At 52.0% G+C, this 908-nt stretch carries 2 pseudogenes; both read left to right on the forward strand.

Annotated elements, in window-relative coordinates:
* Positions 1-757 (forward strand): annotated as a pseudogene (locus J5224_RS30745) (FAD-dependent oxidoreductase); the annotation flags it as partial.
* A pseudogene (locus J5224_RS30750) lies at positions 754-908 on the forward strand (ferredoxin family protein); the annotation flags it as partial. The pseudogenes J5224_RS30745 and J5224_RS30750, both read left to right, overlap by 4 nt.

Here is a 908-nt window from a genome sequence, read left to right on the forward strand (position 1 = left end):
TCCCCATACAGTGGCGGTGGGGGTTAAAGAACTGCTGGCATTTACCCCGGAACAGATGGCCGAGCGTTTTGGTTGTGCTGGAGATGATGGACTGGCCTGGTTGTTTGCTGGCACGCCTTCTGAGGGCCTGATGGGGGGCGGATTCCTGTATACCAACAAGAACACCGTTTCATTAGGTTTGGTGCTCGGTTTGCACAACGTAGACAAGCTGAGCAAAAGCGTGCCGCAACTGCTGGAGGATTTCAAGCAACATCCGCTGGTTGCCCCGCTGGTCAGTGATGGCAAACTGCTGGAATACTCGGCGCATCTGGTGCCTGAAGGCGGTTTGGATATGGTACCGGAGCTGATCGGTGATGGCGTGTTGATTGCCGGTGATGCCGCTGGGTTCTGTCTGAACGTCGGCTATACGGTACGTGGCATGGATTTGGCTATTGCTTCCGGAGAAGCTGCCGCCAAAGCCGTTATCGCAGCCAAACAGCGTGACGATTTCAGCCGACAGGGGTTGTCAGGCTATCAGATGCTGCTGGATGAAAGCTTCGTTCTCAAAGACATGAAGCTGTATAAAAATCTGCCAGCGTTTTTAGACAATCCACGTTTTTTCAGCGCCTATCCGACGATGATGACGGGCATGATGCAGGATCTGTTTACCATCAACGGTCCGCAACGTCCTCTGCGTAACAAGATGTTCTCCCGCATCGGAAACGTCGGGGTAATGAACATCCTGAAAGATGGTTTTAAAGGAGTGCGTTGGTTATGAGTAAGGTCAATGTGGATATCAAGCTGGGGGTTAACAAGTTTTATGTTGATGAGGGCAATCCGCACATTGTACTGATTGCCAACCCTGACCCGGTGGAGTTCAACAAGCTGATGTTAGCCTGTCCGGCAGGGCTGTATAAACAGGATGAGCA

Source organism: Candidatus Symbiopectobacterium sp. NZEC135 (assembly GCF_025962695.1).